At 45.6% G+C, this 20,651-nt stretch carries 16 protein-coding genes and 1 pseudogene; 10 read left to right on the forward strand and 7 right to left on the reverse strand.

Translation table 11 applies throughout. From position 1 onward, the window contains the following. A pseudogene (locus RMO79_RS11780) lies at window positions 1–177 on the forward strand (LL-diaminopimelate aminotransferase); the annotation flags it as partial. A 257-nt stretch (window positions 178–434) separates the two neighbouring features. Here RMO79_RS11780 and RMO79_RS11785 read toward each other — a convergent pair. Together RMO79_RS11785 and RMO79_RS11790 are read right to left on the reverse strand one after the other, a co-directional pair. Then, window positions 435–725 (reverse strand): YkvA family protein, encoded by a 291-nt coding sequence (locus RMO79_RS11785; RefSeq protein ID WP_310483355.1) that lies wholly within the window; start codon window positions 723–725, stop codon window positions 435–437. A gap of 181 nt (window positions 726–906) precedes the next feature. After that, window positions 907–1,356: a hypothetical protein gene (locus RMO79_RS11790; protein WP_310483356.1), complete on the reverse strand. Its 450-nt coding sequence runs from the start codon at window positions 1,354–1,356 to the stop codon at window positions 907–909. Window positions 1,357–1,712: 356 nt separating this feature from the next. Here RMO79_RS11790 and RMO79_RS11795 point away from each other — a divergent pair, with 356 nt between their 5' ends. Both RMO79_RS11795 and RMO79_RS11800 read left to right on the forward strand, forming a co-directional pair. Further along, window positions 1,713–2,636 (forward strand): MoxR family ATPase, encoded by a 924-nt coding sequence (locus RMO79_RS11795; RefSeq protein ID WP_310483357.1) that lies wholly within the window; start codon window positions 1,713–1,715, stop codon window positions 2,634–2,636. 186 nt (window positions 2,637–2,822) lie between these two features. Then, window positions 2,823–6,542, forward strand: a complete 3,720-nt coding sequence (locus tag RMO79_RS11800; protein ID WP_310483359.1) for an AAA family ATPase — start codon at window positions 2,823–2,825, stop codon at window positions 6,540–6,542. A gap of 151 nt (window positions 6,543–6,693) precedes the next feature. Here the strand turns inward: RMO79_RS11800 and RMO79_RS11805 are convergent, their stop codons facing one another. Then, window positions 6,694–7,389: an aldehyde oxygenase (deformylating) gene (locus RMO79_RS11805; protein WP_310483361.1), complete on the reverse strand. Its 696-nt coding sequence runs from the start codon at window positions 7,387–7,389 to the stop codon at window positions 6,694–6,696. A 254-nt stretch (window positions 7,390–7,643) separates the two neighbouring features. Between RMO79_RS11805 and RMO79_RS11810 the strand changes: the two genes are divergently transcribed. Continuing rightward, window positions 7,644–8,396 (forward strand): carbohydrate ABC transporter permease, encoded by a 753-nt coding sequence (locus RMO79_RS11810; protein ID WP_396136578.1) that lies wholly within the window; start codon window positions 7,644–7,646, stop codon window positions 8,394–8,396. A gap of 90 nt (window positions 8,397–8,486) precedes the next feature. Here the strand turns inward: RMO79_RS11810 and RMO79_RS11815 are convergent, their stop codons facing one another. The 3 genes from RMO79_RS11815 to RMO79_RS11825 form a co-directional block, all read right to left on the reverse strand. Continuing rightward, window positions 8,487–8,723, reverse strand: a complete 237-nt coding sequence (locus RMO79_RS11815; RefSeq protein WP_310483363.1) for a hypothetical protein — start codon at window positions 8,721–8,723, stop codon at window positions 8,487–8,489. A gap of 274 nt (window positions 8,724–8,997) precedes the next feature. Beyond that, window positions 8,998–10,026 carry a T3SS effector HopA1 family protein gene (locus RMO79_RS11820; protein ID WP_310483364.1) on the reverse strand — a complete coding sequence of 343 codons (1,029 nt, stop codon included), beginning with the start codon at window positions 10,024–10,026 and terminating at the stop codon, window positions 8,998–9,000. Beyond that, window positions 10,026–11,192, reverse strand: coding sequence for a phosphotransferase (locus RMO79_RS11825; protein ID WP_310483365.1), 1,167 nt, complete (start codon window positions 11,190–11,192; stop codon window positions 10,026–10,028). The genes RMO79_RS11820 and RMO79_RS11825 overlap by 1 nt, the downstream gene beginning before the upstream one ends. A 395-nt stretch (window positions 11,193–11,587) precedes the next feature. On the opposite strand from RMO79_RS11825, the gene RMO79_RS11830 reads away from it, so the two are divergent. The 4 genes from RMO79_RS11830 to RMO79_RS11845 all read left to right on the forward strand — a co-directional run bounded on the left by RMO79_RS11830 (window position 11,588) and on the right by RMO79_RS11845 (window position 18,106). Next, entirely contained in the window at window positions 11,588–12,151 is a 564-nt protein-coding gene (locus tag RMO79_RS11830; RefSeq protein ID WP_310483366.1) for a helix-turn-helix domain-containing protein, read from the forward strand. Window positions 12,152–12,201: 50 nt separating this feature from the next. Further along, window positions 12,202–15,018, forward strand: a complete 2,817-nt coding sequence (locus tag RMO79_RS11835) for an ABC transporter transmembrane domain-containing protein (protein WP_310483367.1) — start codon at window positions 12,202–12,204, stop codon at window positions 15,016–15,018. Window positions 15,019–15,198: 180 nt separating this feature from the next. Beyond that, window positions 15,199–17,352 (forward strand): response regulator, encoded by a 2,154-nt coding sequence (locus RMO79_RS11840; RefSeq protein WP_310483368.1) that lies wholly within the window; start codon window positions 15,199–15,201, stop codon window positions 17,350–17,352. A 16-nt stretch (window positions 17,353–17,368) separates the two neighbouring features. Then, window positions 17,369–18,106 carry a peptidylprolyl isomerase gene (locus RMO79_RS11845; RefSeq protein ID WP_310483369.1) on the forward strand — a complete coding sequence of 246 codons (738 nt, stop codon included), beginning with the start codon at window positions 17,369–17,371 and terminating at the stop codon, window positions 18,104–18,106. On the opposite strand, the gene RMO79_RS11850 is transcribed toward RMO79_RS11845, so the two are convergent. Next, on the reverse strand, window positions 18,089–18,730 hold the full coding sequence (locus tag RMO79_RS11850) for a sigma-70 family RNA polymerase sigma factor (RefSeq protein ID WP_310483370.1): 642 nt from the start codon (window positions 18,728–18,730) through the stop codon (window positions 18,089–18,091). The two genes, RMO79_RS11845 and RMO79_RS11850, sit on opposite strands and share 18 nt — an antisense overlap. Before the next feature lie 139 nt (window positions 18,731–18,869). Between RMO79_RS11850 and RMO79_RS11855 the strand changes: the two genes are divergently transcribed. Beyond that, the gene (locus RMO79_RS11855; protein ID WP_310483371.1) at window positions 18,870–19,421 is read left to right on the forward strand and encodes a thioredoxin domain-containing protein; all 552 of its coding nucleotides are present in this window, start codon (window positions 18,870–18,872) and stop codon (window positions 19,419–19,421) included. Window positions 19,422–19,531: 110 nt separating this feature from the next. Beyond that, the coding region (locus tag RMO79_RS11860) for an NAD(P)/FAD-dependent oxidoreductase (RefSeq protein ID WP_310483372.1) at window positions 19,532–20,651 on the forward strand (1,120 nt) is incomplete at its 3' end.

The raw sequence follows: 20,651 nt of genomic DNA on the forward strand, positions 1-20,651 counted from the left end.
GCTGGTTTATCGAGCTGGGATTTCTTTGATAAGCTGCTGACAAATTGCTTTGTTGTCGGTACTCCCGGTTCTGGTTTTGGAGCTGCGGGTGAAGGTTATTTCCGAATTTCGGCATTCAATAGTCGGGCAAATGTTGAAGAAGCAATGAAACGAATTACAGATAAATTCAAGGTTTAAATTAAGTATCGAACGCTCAAAATAATGGTAGGGGTAATTCATGAATTACCCCTACTACCATTATTTTATTCTAGATTGATTATCTAACGTTAGTTCGGGTTAAGAGTTGCCTGGAGACTGGAAGTCTCGGCTTGTGATGCAAAGTCCGCCTACGCGGACTAATTACCTAGTCCGCGTAGGCGGACCTTGCATCGCTAGCCCCGATTTTAATCGGAGGCTGAAATGAAGCAAATATCCTTAACCCGGACTCAGATTCTCTATCGAATTGGCTGTACATCAATAACTTGACCTGTTAAATCTGCTTTATCTACAGTCGATCGATTGCTCTGGGATTGCAATTTATTTTTAGCGACTTGAGCCACTTCAGCTACTAATAAAGAAATAATTAGCGTATCATCTACCAACCCTGCAAAAGGTAAGAAATCAGGAACCAAATCGATCGGGCTGACTAGATAAACTACAGAAGCCGCAACCACCCACCAGCGATATTTGGGGTTTTGTAATAAACTACGATACCAGTTATGAAGAGAGTGAATATTGAAGTTCATCGGTTGATTCCTGGGTTGGTTTTTGTCGATACATCTATCATCTCAAATCCCCAGGATTTGTACAGGTACGGGAAACCCATTGTTGATGGTGGTTCTTCCCACTTACTCTAGAGAATAGGGAATAGGGAGTTAGCCGTCAACTCCCCGCTTTCAACTTTCAACTTTCAACTTTCCACTAACTCTATGCTGCATGACTAAATAGAAAGTGAGTCATTTCGGCGCAGATGCCTTCGAGTTCGATGCGGCTGGATTCTGGTAAGCCAAATCCGACATAGCTGAGGACTTCTTCCCAGGCTTGGAGTTCTGCCATTGTCTGCACTCGGCGGAGTTTTTCGGCATAGAAGTTGTGCCAAAATAGCGGCGCGATATGGTCGTATTTTTTCCAACGTTTGCGCCAAGCACGAACGTCTCGATGGTTAGGCAATGCTACACCAACGATCGGCGGTAAGTCTGCATAGCTGACAAATGTACTCGTTTTTTTGCCAACAACATGTACCACATACCGCCAACAATTGACTTGATAAATTTCATCTGGCGATCGCTTGAGATGCATGGCTACGGCAGATTTGGTCGCAAATCGACTCTGCGGATTGGTAGTAATGCTGGCGGGTTTGGGAGGAGCTGATAACATGGGGGACACCAAAAAGGGGCGAATGAATTTATTGGTGATGCACTGAGGTTGTTGGCAGTTGAAAGTTCGATCGGGGGTTAAATCTGGCTACTTCTATTATAGTACATTTTTACCAAAAGAGATAGGGATGGAGTTAGATTGTACGCTAAATTTCGATCGAAATTCAAGACACCAGATATGGCGTGGTGCTTGGATTGCAACACCACTGGGAGATCGGAGTTGGAAGATCGGAGATCGGAGATGGAATAGTCTCGATCGGAAGTGGGCAATATAGAGTGATACCAAAAATTAACCCCGAACCAGAATTGACGATCTCTTAAAAATCGCGATTCATTCGACTACCCCAGTAATAAACTATGGCTACTCTTGTTTCCCCATTACCCATCGAGCGGCTCAGAGCGAATATCGCCCGCCAGATTGTGGGTAAAGATCGTCCGATTCAGCTTGTGTTAACAGCTCTACTGGCTGGGGGGCACGTATTACTAGAAGATGTTCCTGGCGTGGGTAAAACTTTGCTTGCCAAATCGCTGGCAAAATCGATCGATGGCAAATTTCAGCGCATTCAATGTACGCCAGATTTACTCCCTTCCGATATTACCGGGACGAATATCTGGAACCCTGGCAGTCGGGAATTTGAATTTATCGCTGGGCCAGTATTTACCAATATTTTACTGGCAGACGAGATCAACCGCGCGACTCCTCGGACTCAATCGGCATTACTAGAAGTGATGGAAGAACGACAAGTCACCTTAGATGGACATTCGCGCACAGTGGCGGCACCTTTTTTTGTAATTGCTACCCAAAACCCGATCGAGTCGCAGGGGACTTTCGTACTACCAGAAGCACAGATGGATCGATTTATGGTGTCTCTGAGTTTGGGATACCCAGATGCAAAGGAAGAATTACAAATGTTGCAAGGCTTATCGACTGGTAATTCGATCGCTACTTTAGAACCCTGTATTTCGCTAGAGCAACTTCAATCAATGCAGCAGCAGTGTCAACAAGTCAAAGTAGATGCAGCCATTCAGAAGTATATCGTCAATTTAGTCCGCGCCACACGCCACGATCGGGAAATTAGCTTGGGTGTCAGCCCGCGCGGTTCGGTGGCACTCTACCGGGCGACACAAGCCTGGGCATGGTTGCAAGGGCGCGCTTATGCCTTACCCGATGATGTCAAGGATCTGGCAATCTATGTATTATCGCATCGCATTCTAACGATCGGCGGTCGGCGCGGCTCTCAAACGATCGAACGGTTATTACAAGAAATTCCGATTGATTAGGCTTTAGGTTTTAGGGGTAAAGGGTAAAGGGTAAAGTCAATCTTAAATACTCTCCCCGTCCCCTCGTCCCCTCGTCTCCCAGTCTCCCAGTCTCCCAGTCTCCCCGTTCCCCAGTCCCCCGTCCCCCACTCCAATCGGTTATCCTAAGTAGCATCGACGTAAAACTTGTTGCGGAGAGGATAATCAATGGAATTAGAGCGTGCTGAGGCGATCGTTAAAGAATTGCTGGCTCCAAGGTATCTGACTCCGCCTCAAGAAATGGTATTTCGGGCGGCTTGGCAGGGTCGATCGTACCGAGAGTTGGCTAAAACTGCTGGTTATGAAAGTAATTACCTCAAATGCATCGGTGCCCAAGTATGGCGGATGCTATCGATCGCGACTCAATGCAAGATTTCTAAAAGAAATTTCAGAGAATTGCTAACATCATTTGAGCCACTTGTCAAGCCGCAAGCGGCGATCGCCGATGCGGTTTCACCAGGAATCGACTGGGGAGAGGCGATGGACATTTCGGCATTTTACGGACGCGAACTAGAACGCGATCGCCTGGAACGATGGATGGTAAACGATCGTTGTCGCTTGGTGGCGATTTTGGGGATGGGTGGGATGGGCAAGACGACGATTTCCCTAGAACTGGTTCAACATTTTCAAGCCGCGATTCAAGCCGATCCAGAACGGCTCGATCCAGATCGATTTAGCTGTATCGTATGGCGGAGTTTGCTCAATCCGCTCCCGTTGAAGGAATTATTGCCAGAATTAATTCGCACTTTGACTGGTGCTTTGAAGTTGAAACCCGATCGCGGTGGCAGTTTGCGGCAGTTATCGGTAGATTTGATGCCGAGGATGGTGACTAGTCAACTCGAATTATTATTAGAAATTTGTCAGAAACATCGCTGTTTGATTGTCTTGGATAATGCCGAATCAATTTTTGAGGCAGGGGCGCAGGTGGGACAATATCGATCGGGCTATGCCGATTATGGTGAGTTATTTAGCATTTTAGGGCGGCTGAATCATCAGAGCTGTTTATTGCTCACCAGTAGGGAAAAACCGACTGAGATCGGTCATCTCGAAGGTATTCATGCCAAAGTCAGGACTTTAATTTTACCAGGATTGGATGCCACCGCCGGACAACGAATTTTTACCGATCGAGGGTGTCTGCCGATCGCACAGTTAGAATGGGCAGAGATCGATCGCTACTGTGGCGGTAATCCACTGGCATTTCAACTAATTGCTGCAACGGTGCAGGAAGTCGCCGATGGGGATGTGAGTGAGATTTTCCCGTACTTGAGATCGAATAAATTGGGCTTTGCAGATATTTATATTTTGCTGGAACAGCAGTGGGAACGCCTGACTACCGAAGAGCAACAGGTAATGTACTGGCTGGCAATCGGGCGGGAGGCGATGTCGATCGGCGATTTGACCCGATCGTTACACCCAGCTTGGAATCGGCACCGTCAGGGTGATTATCTGCTGAGTGCTTTACAGTCTTTGCACCGTCGCAGCATCATTTTTTCGCGTTCCGAACCGGGCGATGTTGCCTGGGATCGATCGCGTCAACGCGGTAAGCGACATTGGACGTTGCAACCAATGGTGATGGAATACGTGACAGGCAAATTTGTAGAGCAGATTTGTACTGAGATCGAACGATCGCAACCTGTGTTGCTAAATACTCACGCGATCGTTCAGGCAAATGCCAAGGAGTATCTCAGACTGGCGCAATTACGGACGATCGTTCAACCCGCGATCGAAGTATTGCGGACGCAAATCGGCAACCCGCACCAAATCGGGCAGCATCTCCGCCACATATTAGCCAATTGGCAAGTCGCCCATTCGCTCCAACCGGGATATTTAGCAGGCAATCTGCTGAATTTTTTAACGCATCTCCAGCAAGATTTGACCGATTTAGACTGCTCGGCGGTGGTGGTGAGACAGGCATATTTAGTCGGTATCGATTTAAAGCGGGTAGATTTTACCAACGCCCAGATGGTCGATTGCGCTTTCACCCAGACTTTTAGTAGTATTCTGGCGATCGCCTATAGTCCCGATGGCAAGCTACTTGCGGCTAGCGATAGTAATGGCGAAATTCGGTTGTGGTCGGTTGGCGACTGTCAATTTTTGCTGACTTGTTCGGGACATGATAATTGGGTGCGATCGATTCAATTTAGTCCCGATAGTCGTTATTTAGCTAGTTCTAGCGACGATCGCCGGATTAAACTTTGGGATCTGCAAGATGGTAGCTGTGTAAAAACGATCGGCGATGGCATTCACACGCTCGGACTTGGTTTTAGTCCCAACGGTCGCTATTTGGCTAGCGGTAGTGCTAATAATCTCATCTATTATTGGAATCTGCATACGGGGAAATGTATCCGTCAATTTGAGGGGCATCGAGATTGGTCGATGGTGGTAAAATTTCATCCAGATGGCGATCGGTTAGCCAGTGGAAGTGCCGATGGGACGATTCGGATCTGGGATGTGGCCAGCGGTCGGTGCGATCGGGTATTACAGGGGCACGAAAACCTGGTTACAACCGTCGATTATCATCCTGATGGCACCACACTCCTCAGCGGCAGTCTCGATGGTACCTTGCGCCTTTGGGATGTCTCTGAGAGTACGGATGAAGTGCCCGATCGGGAAGAATGTCGGCGGGTGTTGACCGGACATGGCGATGAGATTTGGTCGGCGATGTTTAGTCCCGATGGGACGTATTTTGCTAGTGCGGGGGTGGGGGGACTGCTGCGCCTGTGGCGGACGAGCGACGGTTGCTGTCTGCATCGGCTGGAGGGACATAGCGAGCGATTATGGTCGGTCGCATTTCATCCCGATGGCGATCTCCTCGCTAGCGGCGGGGAAGATCGGACGATTCGGTTTTGGCAAGTTAGCGATGGTAAGTGTTTGCAGTCACTCAATGGTTATACGAATTGGTTTAAATCGATCGCCTGGAGTCCAGATTGCCAGACGTTAATTACGGCTAGTCACGATGCTCTGATTCGGGTGTGGGGCTGCGTTCACGAAGTGTCTGCGGAGCAGAATCGGCAAACTTATCTACATCAGTTAGCAGGCCATACTAAATCAACGATTTCTGTCGCTTACGACCCCCAGGGAGTGACATTTGCTAGCGGTGGCGACGATCTCACGATTAGGATTTGGGATGCCAACACTCTCGCCTGTCTCCAGATTTTGCGGGGACATACGGATAGTATTCTCGCCCTCGTCTACAGTCCCGATGGTAAATATTTAGTCAGTAGCGGTAGCGATTTGAGCGTCAGAATTTGGGACACCCATCGGTGGCGATGTTTGCACGTTCGCACCGGACATACCGATCGCATTGGCGGTTTAGCTTATCATCCCGATCGCGATCTGATTGCCAGTGCCAGCGAAGATCGGACCATTAAACTCTGGAATTTTCACGACTCCGATCCAGTCCAAACTTTCTCCCAACATACCAATCGGGCGATCGCGGTGGCTTTCGATCCGCGTGGTACCATTCTGGCTAGCGGCGGTCTCGATCGCCAAATTCTGATGTGGAATATCGAAACTGGCGCGCTATGTCATACCCTCGTCGGACATGAAGGTTGGATTTTATCGCTCGCCTATAGTGGCGACGGTAAATGGCTCTTTAGCGGTGCTTCCGATCGAACGATTAAGGTTTGGTCGATGGAAACCGGACTGTGTACCGATACTTTCACAGGGCATCAAAGCTGGGTGTGGTCTGTCGCCACCAGTGATTGCGGTCGATTTTTGGCTAGTGCGAGTGAAGATGAAACCGTGCGGATTTGGGATCTAGCTGATGGCAGTCTACTATCTACCCGTCGCGCCTGTCGTCCCTATGAGGGGATGAATATTGCTGGTGTCGAGGGCTTGACAAAAGCACAAATTAACGATCTAAAAACATTGGGGGCGCAGGGTTAGATTTTTAGGGGACTGGGAGAGTAGGAGACGAGGGGACGGGGGACTGAGCAGCAACTGTCCTAACTCTTTCTTTCCCATTCTCCCACACCCAAAATCCCGCTTGCGCTTGGCGATCGTCAAATCTTCGATCGGGGCATCTTTCCTAACCAAACTATGCGCCAATTAAGCCATAGGCTGACATCCGCATAATTTCGCCAGTATTGAAACCGATATTGCTCAACGCCTCACCGTAGGCAATCATAAAATCTTCAATTAGGGCATCTTTTTCCATGCCTAGCACCTTGGCATCTTTGGCAACATTATTCAACATCTTCCACACTAAGGGGAGATTTTGACGGTTGGCGGTTTGCAATTCGGTTTTGGCGGCTTCAAAATTGTCATGCAGCCAAACTTCACCAAAATTTAGATGCATATACTCATCTTTAACTACACCTTCGGTAATCTTCCGTGCGAAAGCGTCGGCAACTGGGATATAGATATTGTAAGCTGCGATCGCAAAGCATTCGATAATCAGCGATTGAATCAACAGACAAGTCACTACATTACCCGCAGCAGCCGCAACTTGAAAGTTTTCGTGCAGTCTAGCAAAAAATTCTTTGGCGAAATCTAGGTCTGGAGTCACTGTGAGGTTGCGAGCGCAGGCTTCAAAACCCTTTTTGTGTCGCTGTTCCATTCTGGCTAACTTGACTAGTTCGTCCTGGGAATCCGGCAATAATCCGCCCAGTGTAATATAATTTTCATGGGCTTCTTGTTCGCCTTCGATCACAATTGCATTGATGCGACTGTAAGCATCTTTGTAGGTCTCGCTGGTAAAGTTAAGTTCCAAACTGGCCGCAATCTGCACCATAAGTTAGATTTCTCCTGTGTATCCTAATAATATTTAATTTTATGCCCAACCGACTGGTGGCTGCACCTTTACCGCGAACACATACAGCAATTGTAATGTTTTACAAGGTAATCTAAAGATTTATTACTATCTTCAAACCCTTCTATCTTAACCGATCGCTGACCAAAACCGTGCATAAGTTATCCGATCCTGGCTATTTTCGTTGGTGGCAAATTCTCAACTGGCTGCTGCTGCTGATTGGTGCTGGCTTAATTATGGCTCCATTAGTGGTGGTTTTCATCACTTCAATTACGCCAGTCGGGTCTACTGCCAATGGTTTCAGCTTGCCGACTCGCATCACTTTCGCCAACTATCAGGCGGCTTGGCAGCAAGGTAACTTTATCTTGGCGTTTGCAAATTCCACTTTGGTGGCACTAGCGGTAACGGCTGCCCAAATTTTTACATCGGCATTGGCAGGTTACGCGCTGGCGCGACTTAAATTTCGGGGACGGGAAGCTTTACTGCTGCTGATACTGGCAACGCTCGTCATCCCTTTTCAACTACTGGTAATCCCGATCTTCTTAATTCTCAAGTGGGGACATTTACTCGATACTTACAGCAGTCTGATTCTCCCTACGGCTGCTAGTGGGTTTGGGATCTTTTTACTGCGGCAATTTTTTCTGACTATTCCCATCGAACTCGAGCAAGCAGCCATGCTCGATGGGGCGACGCGGTTGCAAGTGCTCTGGCGAATTATCTTGCCATTATCCCGCTCTGCGCTGGTGACGCTGTTTCTATTTGCATTTATCGGCGAATGGAACGATTTATTCAAGCCGCTAATTTTTACGACTCGTCCCGAATTGCGGACGGTACAACTGGCTTTAGCCGAATTTCAAGAGCAGTTTACTAATAGTTGGCAACTCCTGATGGCAGCGGTAGGGATTGCGACGGTACCGATCGTGTTACTATTTCTAATCGGACAGAAGCAATTTATTCAGGGAGTTGCTAGCACGGGTGTCAAAGAATAGACAATGCATTACCCCCAAGCTACTCGATCTGCAAGTGGTAGGTTGGGGGTAATATCTATAAAATTTAATCGGTAATCGATCGATTATCGATTAGTGGCAAGGGAAACAAGGATGGGGAGGACAGCCATAACCGCCACCATTGCTACTTTTGTTGCTTTTTTTGCTGCTCTTCTTACTACTTTTCTTGCTACCACCGCCGTGCTTGTGTCCACCGCCGCCAAAAATCTGGCTGCTATCGGTTGCTTGAAGTTCTGTCAAAAAGCTTTCTTCACTGGCAAATAGTTCGCTACCAGCAGGTTTTAAGTTTGAGATTTCAATCAAAGCCATGTTCGATCCGTTCCTGATTACAAGTTTTGAACCACTAACTAAGTCATCCCTAGCTAGCGATCTCGGTCACATCCAATAATCTCCGATCGACTATTGAGATACAACCCTCTAGACTCGATCGAAAAGACATAACGATATGTATAAAATCTAGGCTAGGGCGATCGGCGATCGCTTAAATCTATGTATATTCCGACTCAATCGCTACTATTGCCGTAATTCTCGGCGGACAAAACGATCGCACTGGCTAATTTTAGGAGACATAATTGTATTAGTTTTAGCCAAATTTATCGTAACAGTCGCTCCCAGCGGGATTGAGATATGGCTGGGCTAAATCGACTTTAGCAGCCCTCAGCACGCGCTCGACAATGCTGAGCTTGTCAGCAGCTATTTGCCCGCCTTCGCAGGCTGTAAATAAGCCTGTGGCGAGTAGTTCGCATCGTTGCATCCCAAACGAACTCCCAGTGACTGGTACCTCGGCAATACTCAATCCTGGTGCCAGCAGCTTGGTAAATAGTGGCACTTGGGGCGAAAATTCGGATTGGTAGGCGTGGTAAATTTCTGCTATTAGCGATTGTAAGATCGAATAATTAGATCGATCGAGCCGCAGCGTACCGCAATCACAGCGATAAAATAAAGCAGGATCGTGCAAGATGGCAAACTGGAAGGGAATCTTTAATTGATTTAATTCACCCGTAAGTTTTCGGACGATCGCCACTGCGGCATCGGGGGTAAAATTAAAGTAAAGTTGCACTGATGAAGATGGCTGTGGCGAACCATAGCTACCAACTGATATATAAGTATCGCGATCGACTAAATTATGTGGTAAGTAAATTGAAGTAGTTTCACCAATATTTGCTTGCTTAAACTCTGGCGGCAGATGTTTCTGGCGGGAGATGTGTAAATGCAAGCCATCTTTGACAACAATTAGCTCTCGATCTTCGGTTTCGGCAATAATTTGCCAATTGAGATCTCGATACCCTAGACTGGTATTACTCTGCTGGAGTCGCTGGTAAAAATCAACATCGACACCATCGATAAGTTGGGTTTTAATTGAAGATGTTACCAGCTCGGCTGCCTCAATTGCTTGGATGTTTAATAAACTTCGATCGAAGTAGATATCGTACAAATAATTCCTGATTCGAGCGACAACATATTTTGTTTGCAATTCGGGAGCAAGCTGTTTAAATCTCGACCGTAAATCTGGAGAAATAGTTAGTGGTAAATAATTTGCATGATGGATCGTAAAATCGCGATCGATTTCAACTGCATTTACCAGCGATGTTAATTGGGTTTGAAATGACATTAATTATTATTTTTAACGGCTTGGGTAATATCGCTACCAAATAATGTAATTTTAGCTGCTTGTGGTTCGCATAATAATTGCTTGGCAACTTGGAGCATAATAATACCTCGATTGCCAAAAAATCGATCTCCATCCATCGTAATTTTAATACGTTGAATTAAAGATATTCCTGCAAACTGAATTACTAGATCGAGATAATCGCTCCGAGTGGCGATAATTTCTGGAAAGCCGTCTAAGTAAGCCTCAACGAGCGCACCTAGCGATGGTTGAAGTAGTTCTAGTGGTGTAGTTGCTAATTGTAATGACTCGTTAATACTCAGCGTATTGCTAATCGCTATTCCATCCAACCAAATTTCTAAATAACTACCTAACAAACAACCCAAATCGAAAGCCGGATCGCCCCAAGCAGCGCGTTCCCAATCGATTAATTTAATTAACTGCGATCCTGGTTGTTGCCATTGCAGATCTAAAAGCAAATTATTAAGTTTAAGATCGTTATGAATTAAGCAACTCGGTGCGATCGACTGGCGAAGATCGGCAATCGATCGTGCTAGACTAGGAAAGCGTTGATAAAGCTTAAAAAACTGATGGCATTCGATCGGCATCATTGCAAAAATATCAGGGGTAATTCGCGCAAGACGGCGGATAAGATCGTCAACATAGCTAGGTTCTGAATCGAGAGATCGATCGAAAATAGATTGTGTTAGAAACTCTCGGTACTGTTCTCGATTGAATGTTTGACTGTGGATACTTGCTAGTGATTTACCAATTGCGATCGCAATTTCGGTTGAAAATTGATTTTCATTAATATAATGTCGGTACAGATCGCAATAATCAGTAAGATAATTAACTATTAAGATCGAATTCACGCGATCGAAGTAAATTAGCTCTGGTAAAAAATGTCTGGTGCGATCGCCAAACTCTGGAAAAGCCACCATTAATTCCTGCATTTGCCAAGCAGCCCAAAATTCTCCTTTAGTTTGTCCGGAATAATCGCGATTTTCTTGCTTGACGAATAAGGTTCTACCATCGCTAAATGTTAGTAATAAATTGAAGTTTTTTGCAGGTACGAGCGTAACTTCGATATTCGATCGCTCGGCAATCTGACAATAATTAAGATTATCGAGGTACTCAAAAACATTATCTGCATCTAAAATAATTTTCACGATCGATTTTGGATAAAATGCCAAGGTTTTATGAGATCGAGCAGGCAATTGGAAAGTTTATTTCCAGTCTTTATTTACTCGATGCATGTAGGTAGTAAAAATAAGCGAGAGCACAAGGGATGTAAATTAAATGAATAATAGCTTAACGCGTAACAGCCCAAACTTACTATCTTGAGTCATATTGCCGATTTGTATTCGGCACGATTGCCGATAATAGTTAATTTAAATATATCTTTGTGTCTAATAAAACAAATTTTAGCTAAGTGAATACGGATAAACTGGCTGCTCAAGTATTTACTATTGTTAATAGTAAAATTAAGAAATAGTAAAGCACAGCGATCGCACCATTAAAGATCGCGTACCATATATTGGATTAAGAGTTGGGCCAAAATATTATGACTCAAACCGATAGATTCGATCGGCAGCAATTATCTAGCCGATATCTAACCCACTTTCAACGTCAGCTACTAGGAAAACACCTGAAAATAGAAACGATTCCTGAGTATCGACAGCGGATTGAAATAATGCTTTTAGCCGATGAAGGTAAGACTCAGACTCAAATTTGTCGGCAGTTAAATTGTTCTTCCTTGACTGCCAGATATTGGATCTCGATCGCCAAATCTGGTGCAGCTCACAATTGGCAAATGCAACCAATCGGTCGTCCAAAAACCGTTACTTCCGACTATTTGGATCGACTTAAAGAGTTAGTAAATACCAGCCCAAAAGATTTAGGCTACGCATTTTCTCGCTGGACGGGGCAATGGTTGAGCAAACAATTATCTCAGGAATTTGATATTAGAATAAGTGCCAGACATGTCAATCGGTTGCTCGGCGATATTAAAGCAGAAGGTAACTTAGACAATGGTATAAGTTTCCCTCAAAATCAGATCTCCAGATCGGCGCATCTAATTATTGCCGATTTGTACGACGAGAGCCAACCGTCTAACCATCGGAACTAGTAAAAATCTACTTAGCACCGATAGCTATTATTTCGATTTGTCCACAACTTATGATTGAAAATTCCCTGCTTGCTACTATTCCAACCGAACGATTGACTCAAGTACTGGGAACGGAGATCGCATTGGCAGATCTGAGTGAAATTCAAGTGCAGACTGAGTTATTGACAATTATCCCCGGTACGAGTTTTTGGCAGTCTCGCGACAGTCGATCGGGCATTTACATTATCTTAGCGGGGAAAGTCAGATTATTCGACCTTCAGGGCGAACGCATCGCGACGCTGACTGTCGGTAAAAGCTTTGGTGCGAGCACTCTGTTTCCCGATGCAGATTTTAGTTCCTACCTCGCCAAGGCTGCCCTGGTAGTAGGCGGTATCGAAATTTTAGTAGGATTTATTCCCCAAGCTGTTATTGAGGCTTGGTGGGGCAGATACCCTGCAATTCGCACCCATCTGAGCGAACGCGCGCAGCATCTCGATGCAATTCTCAGGGGCGAACTCGAACCTTCAGCACTCCATAGCCCCAAACGCGGACTCCATCCGCAACCACCGCTAGCCAATCGCCAGATTCGCCCGTTAGCTCCTACAGTGGTGACTTCCCAAGCTCCAGATCCCAGCGAGGGAGGAGATCCAGCCGCGCCTCCAGGCAATCATCGCTTTAAACAGGCTTATTTTCCCACTCCCAGCCAAAAGATGGGGCAATGGTGGCGCAAAGTCACTCATGCTTACCCATTTTACGCCCAGCATAGTGCTGCCGATTGTAGTGCGGCGTGTGTGGTGATGGTGGGTAGATATTGGGGGCGAGATTTTAATATCAATCGGCTGAGGGAATTGGCTTATGTCAACCGCGATGGGGCATCGCTCAAAGGGTTGGCAAATGCTGTCGAGAATTTGGGCTTTAATAGTCGCCCCGTTAAAGCAAGTCTCGATCGATTGGCAACTCAACAACTACCTGCGATTTTACACTGGGAAGGCAATCATTATGTGGTGGTATTTGAAATTAATCCTCAATATATCATCATCGGCGATCCGGCGATCGGTCAGCGGAAATTAACATATCCGGAATTTAACGAGGGGTGGACGGGTTTTTGCTTGTTAATGGAACCTACCCTCGCGCTCCAGAAAACTGAGGGTAAGTCTACCGACTTATGGCAATTATTTCAGTTAGTCATCCCGCATCGCACCACAGTCATCGAAATCTTTGTCGCTTCGATCGTTTTACAGATTTTTGGACTGATCTCGCCAATTTTTACCCAATTAATTCTCGATCGGGCGATCGTCCATAAGTCTGAAAGTAGTTTAGCTGCTTTTGGGGTCGGCTTGCTGATTTTTGGCGGATTTCAAATTGCGATGTCGGGGCTACGACAATATTTAATGGCACAGACAGCCAATCGGATCGATGCAGCTTTAATAATTGGCTTCATTCGGCATGTGTTTAGTTTGCCGTTGAGCTATTTTGATTCTCGTCACGTCGGCGATATTATTTCGCGGATTCAAGAGAATCATAAAATTCAAAGCTTCATTACCGGACAGTCTTTAGGAGTTTTGCTCGATTTAATGTCGGTGTTTGTCTATGCCACGCTGATGTTTATCTATAGTTGGAAATTAGCCCTCGTCACGCTGATTTCAATTCCACCATTTCTAATCCTCACTTTTGCTTCGACACCCTTTCTTAAAAAAATGTCGCGCGAGATCTTTAATGCGACTAATGATGAAAATAGTTATTTAATCGAAGCCCTCAATGGTGTCCGTACCGTCAAATCGATGTCTGTGGAGAAATCGGTCAGGTGGAGCTGGGAAGAACGACTCAATCGCGAAATCAAGCAAACCTATCGCGGACAAATTATGGGCATTCAAATCCAGATGATTAGTTCGACAATTAATACTATTAGTAGTACCGCGTTAATTTGGCTCGGTGCATCGCTAGTTATCTCTGGTGAATTTACAATCGGACAGCTATTTGCGTTCAATATGCTCTCGGCAAATGTGATTAGTCCCTTTCAACGATTAGCAGTACTGTGGAATAAGATTCAAGAGGTCGGCATTGCGATCGAACGATTGTGCGATGTCATTGAAGCTAAACCGGAAGAAGATCGCGACTCTCATCGGCAAGATATCGGTAAGCTCAAAGGCTATGTCAAATTCAAGAACGTGACATTTAGATATAATAAAAATGCCGATACTAATATCTTAGAAAATATAAATTTTGAGATTAAACCCGGACAAACGATCGCCTTAGTCGGACGCAGCGGATCGGGGAAAACTACCCTCTCAAAATTAATTTTAGGACTATATCAGCCCATCAACGGATCGATCGAAATCGACGGTAAAGACCTTACCAGTATTTCATTACATTCCCTGCGATCGCAAGTCGGCGTAGTCGATCAAGATACATTTTTGTTTAGCGGTACCGTCAAAGAAAATATCACACTTGCCAAACCAGGAGCCAGTCAGCAAGAAATCGAACGCGCCGCCGAATTAGCAGGTGCCGATGAATTTATTCGGAAAATGCCCATGCGATACGACACCGAAATTGGTGAAGGTGGCGGCATGTTATCTGGAGGACAACGCCAGCGAATTGCGATCGCCAGAGCGTTATTAAACAATCCCCGCCTATTAATATTTGACGAAGCAACTAGTAGTTTAGATACCGAATCAGAACAAATAATTCAAAATAACCTAGAGAAAATTAGACGCGATCGCAGTACGGTTATTATCGCCCATCGGCTCTCTACAGTCCGCAACGCCGATCTAATTTTAGTTTTAGATAAAGGAGTGTTGATCGAGAGCGGCAATCATCAACAACTCATGGACAAACGCGGACAATACTATCATTTAAATCACCAGCAACTTGTTACCATTCAAGAATAGCAATTAGTTTTGAGTGGATAGTGAATAGTGGATAGTGAATCCATGTACTGTAAGCTAAGATCGAACATTACTATACTTACTTTTCTCTCTCTCTTTCTTTCTCTGCGTCCTCTGCGTCTCTGCGGTTTAATAAAAATCATCTTAAACTCAAACCATAAACTTCATCATTAATACTAAATCATGCTTGCCGCGAGTCATCCAGAACCGATAAAAATCTTACTAGTAGACGATCTCCGGGTAGTCAGAGAAAAACTTAAATCCTTACTACAGCCACATCGAGACATCCAAATTATTGGTACCGCCGTAGATGGTTATAATGCGATCGAACAACTCGAATATTTACAGCCAGATATCATTTTACTCGATCTCGATATGCCGCGACTCGACGGTTTGCAAACCGCTCGAATTATCAGTCAAAAACATCCGCATATTAAAATAATTATCCTCAGCAGTTATAACGATCGTGGCGATCTTAGTGATTTCCCCAACTCATCTATTAAAGCATATCTAGTCAAAGGAAATATCGATCGAGAAATAGCCGATAAAATTCGAGATGTACACAGTCTCCAAGATCGAGAGCCTAATTGCGATCGAATTGTAAAATTAAATCGCTCTTCCCAAATAGAAAGTTCCGAATCGAGTCAATTAGTTCGTACAGCTAATTTTGAAGATAACTCACCCAGTCAATTTACAGGCATCGCTCATACCACACTGAGCAAACTAAATGATTGGTCGAGTTCGGCAAAAGAATTAATCGATATGATGCCTCTCCCGTGGACGCGGGGATTATTATATTTACTAGTAGCCTTTGTTGGGATTGCCATTCCGTGGGCGTGTTTTTATCAGATGGATGAAATTGGTACCGCCAGAGGGAGATTAGAAGCAAAAGGTAATACCATTAAACGTGAAGCCGATATTGAAGGTAGCGTCGCCGTACTGAAAGTATATGTAAAAAAAGGCGATACCGTTAAAGCCGGACAAATAATTATGGAACTCGATGCCAAAAATGTCCGCGAACAACTATATCAAAATCAACTCAAACTCGATGGCGCGCAACAACGCCTCGATCGATTATTATTGATGAAAAATCAAATGGGGGTGGGAACTACCGCTCAACAACAGCAAAATCAAGCACAACTGCTCGAAAAACAATCCCAAATCGCCCAAGCACAGCAAAATATTGCCACCCTAGAAACTAACTCTCGCAACCAAATTGCCGAAAAACTAGCTCAACTGCGTCAAGCCGAACAAACCCTTGCCGATCGCCAATCCAGTTATAATCTCCAGCAGGCTGAAAAACTCACTCAAGTGCGTCAAGCCGAGCAAGGAGTACTAGATGCTAAAACTAACCATTTGATGGCGCAGAATCGCCTCACAGATGCTCAAACCGAAGTCAGCCGTTATAGTAAACTCTATCAGACTGGTGCGATCGCTCAAATTAAAACTAAAGAAATTGCGACTATCGCGCTCGAAAAAAATCAGCTCTTCACCCAAGCACTCGCCACACTCCAACAGTCAAAACTTCGAGTTAAAGAACAACAAGAAAACTATCAAAAAATCTTACAGCAAGGTCGAGCCGATATCGCGCAAGCCAAACTCAGACTAAAAGAGCAACAGGAGATTTATCGAGGTACAATCTCGCGAAATCAATCAGATATCGCTCAGTCGAAACTCAGGCTTGTCGAGCAACAACGCGGTTCTCAAAGCTTGACAAAAGGTGGTAATATTGCCGTACTTAAAACCGAACAGCAGTCTAAAGAAGTTGAAAGTCAAATTGTAGCTTTAAAATCGGAAATAGCCCGCGATCGAGCGCAAAGTAATTTCTTAACTAGCCAAATCAAAAAACACACCATCCAAGCCAATACAGATGGCACAATTTTTGAACTGCCAATTAACCGAGAAGGAGCTGTAGTCCAGCCCAAACAACTAATTGTTGAAATTGCCTCCAACACCAGCGGATTAGTCTTCAAAGGCGAAATCCCAGCCATTCAGAGCGAATCCTTACGTAACTCTTTAGATGCAAAAGCCGCTCCTAACATCCAAAAAGATGTCAAACTCAAATTTGATGAATTCCCATTTGAAAGTTATGATGTAGTTAAGGGGAAATTAACCTGGGTCGCTCCCAACTCCAAGATCGCCCAGATGACATCGGGAGGAACGATCGCTAGTTATGAAATTGAAGTACAACTAGGTCAGTCTTGTATTAAATATGAAGGTAATTGCCTGCCATTTAAATCAGGTCAACCAGCTACTGCCGAAATCGTGATTCGCCACCGCCGAATTATCGACTTTATACTCGATCCTTTTAAAAAATTAAGTACTAATAATCGTTAAAATAACTTGATGGATAATGACCACAAATATCGACAACCAAATTAGCGATCGAGAATTAATCTACGAAGCTAAAATCGCAGGTAAAATACCCGAATTAAGACAGCGAATCGTGCGCCGGAAAACAATCGATCGTCAAGTCAAGAAAGTCGGCATCGAACTCACCACCACCGACTTACAAACAGCCGCCGATAAGTTTCGGCTTGTCAACCAATTAGAGAGTGCCGAAGCCACTCAGAAATGGCTGGAGGAGAGATGCCTATCGATCGATGATTTTGAAGATATGGTCACTCAAGATCTAATTTCTCACAAACTAGCCGAACACTTATTTGGCGATCGGATCGAGCAATTATTCTACCAAAATCTGCTCGACTATAGCGGTGCCATTATCTACGAAGTCATCCTCGAAGACTCCGATTTAGCAATGGAGATTTACTACTCCCTGCTTGAAGGCGATCTCAGCTTTGCAGATGTCGCACAGCAATATATTACCAACCCCGAACTTCGCCGCCGTGGGGGTTATGTGGGTAAAGTTGGACGCAAACAACTTCGTCCCGAACTTTCCGCAGCCATTTTTGCAGCAAAGCCACCCCAACTGCTCAAACCCATCGTCACCGCAGTCGGCGTACATCTAATTCAAGTCGAAGAGATCGTCGAACCTCAGCTAGACGAACAGCTCCAGCAGCAAATTCTCTCCGAAATGTTCGATCGTTGGCTTGCTGAAAAGATCGCTGCTGCTTCAGGATCGACTTTCTAACAACGTCGGCGCGTCAGCACTTAGCAGATATAAATCTCGAATATCTTCAGGGATCGCCGCTGTTAATTGTCGATAGCCTTCCGCCAGATAATCGGGGATACTAGCGACGGGAATTTTTTGCCCCTCACCTTGTAAATACGCACAGATCCGCTGTTCGTTCCACTTCAGGTTTTGAGTCATCACCACAATTAGGCGCGATAGCGGCGGGATGCGATCGAGTGCCCGTTCGAGGTAGCATTTTAATGGTGGGGGTGCGGCGGCTAAACTATAGCGAATCCGATCTGCTGGTGGAATCTCAGTGCGATCGATCGTACTACCCGTAATATCGATCGTCCAATTTTGCCAATTAGTAGCTTCGGCATTTGCCGAAAGTTTGACTCGATCTAGCTCGTCAAAAATTTGTTGCCAAGCGATCGCAAATAGATAATCGGCTTGAACCTGAGACTCCACAGCATGTTGAACCACACTATGTACGATCGCCCCATACCGACAAAATAACGCTGTAAAAAATTTACCCTGTTCGGGATGTAATTGATGCAAACTAACTAATTCTCGATCGCTATAAACAGCTAGCGATCTAATTAGCTCGCGATCGACTTCGGGGAATGTAGGAATTGACAACATCTTTTAAGCAGTTGACAGTTGATATTTGACAGTTTAACACTGGAGATCGAGACGTTTAGACAACTGGGTTAGACCCGATGATGCAAACAGCGCGATATATTAAATCTACGTATTATTATCAAATATTAAACTTATTACTATGCAATCAACCCCCGCACCACAACGAATGCGTAACTTTGCGATCGTGACGATCGCCATTATCTTAGTTGTCGCCCTCGCCCTCGGCGTACGCGCTCAAAACTTTACAGATAGTCTCGAAACCCAAGCCAAACAAGCACAACCGATCGATATCGCGCTTAGTAATGGCAAACCCACACTCATGGAATTTTATGCTAATTGGTGTACCAGTTGTCAGGCAATGGCACCAGATCTCGCCGCCATTAAAGCTGAATTTAGCGATCGGATTAACTTTTCGATGCTCAATGTCGATAATACCAAATGGCTGCCAGAAGTCACCAAATATCGCGTCGATGGCATTCCCCATTTTGTCTTCTTCGATAATAAAGGTGAAGTCCTCGCCCAAGCCATCGGCGAACAACCCCGCCAGATCTTAACAGCCAAACTCACCGCCCTCGCCACCGGAACCGCCCTCACCGATACCGCAGCCACCACCGCAGGCGAAGTCTCTAAATTCACACCCAAAGTAGTTCCTAGCGATAGTAACGACACCCCCCGCGCTCATGGGGCTTAGGCTTTAGGCTTTAGGTTTTAGCGAAGATCTACCCACCCCACCCTACGGGCACCCCTCCAGGGAGGGGATTTTCCCAACGCCCTCCCATCTCCCAACTCCCATCTCTTCCCGTGTCTCAAATCATCATCATCGGCGGCGGTGCGGCTGGCTTTTTTGCTGCTGTTACCTGCGCCCAAACTTATCCCGATACCCGCGTTACCCTGCTCGAAGCGGGTAAATATCCCCTAGCTAAGGTCAAAATATCTGGTGGCGGTAGGTGTAACGTCACTCATGCCTGTTTCGATCCTACTCAATTAGTGCAGTACTATCCGCGCGGGAATAAGGCTCTGCGGGGAGCATTTACTCGCTTCCAACCTCAAGATACCGTAGCTTGGTATGCCGATCGTGGGGTCAAACTCAAAACCGAAGCCGACGGACGGATGTTTCCGACTACCGACGACTCCGACACGATCGTCCGGTGCTTAATGGACGCTGCGGCGGCTGCTGGGGTCAAAATTTGGACGGGGGCTGCCGTGAGTGAAATTACGCCCCAGCAGCCTTCAGGATGGGCTGTAAACCTCAAATCCGGGCAAGTTCTGACAGCCGATCGAGTCTTACTCGCTACGGGTAGCAATCCCAGTGCCTACAAGTGGGCGCAACAACTAGGACATCCGATCGTTACCCCCGTACCATCCTTATTTACCTTCAATATCCCCGATCCGCGACTGGCAAATTTAGCAGGAGTCAGCGTTAAAGCTGCCACAGTTACATTAGCTGGATCTGGTAAAAAAGCGACTTTAAATCAAGCTGGGGCATTATTAATTACCCATTGGGGTGTGAGCGGCCCCGCAGTGCTAAAATTATCGGCCTGGGGCGCGCGGTTTCTATCCGAATCTCGGTATCAAACTACCCTCATTATCGATTGGTTGCCAGAATATCGCCCCGATAAATTGCGAGAACTAATCCTCGCTGTCAAATCGCAATTACCCCAAAAAACCATTCAAAATAGTTGTCCCGTGCCGATTCCCCATCGCTTGTGGGAATCTTTAACCAGTTATATCGGCATTCAAGCTGGAGATCGGTGGGCGGGGTTGGCAAATAAAACGCTCGATCGATTGATTCAAGAACTCAATCGCGGTGAATATCAGATTACAGGCAAAGGTGCTTTTAAAGAAGAATTTGTCACCTGCGGCGGTGTCGATCTCAAGTCGGTGAATTTCCAAACTATGGAAAGCAAAATTTGTCCGGGAT

Origin of the sequence: Chamaesiphon sp. VAR_48_metabat_403 (genome assembly GCF_031422475.1) — a bacterium.
In the GTDB taxonomy this organism is placed as follows: Bacteria; Cyanobacteriota; Cyanobacteriia; order Cyanobacteriales; family Chamaesiphonaceae; genus Chamaesiphon.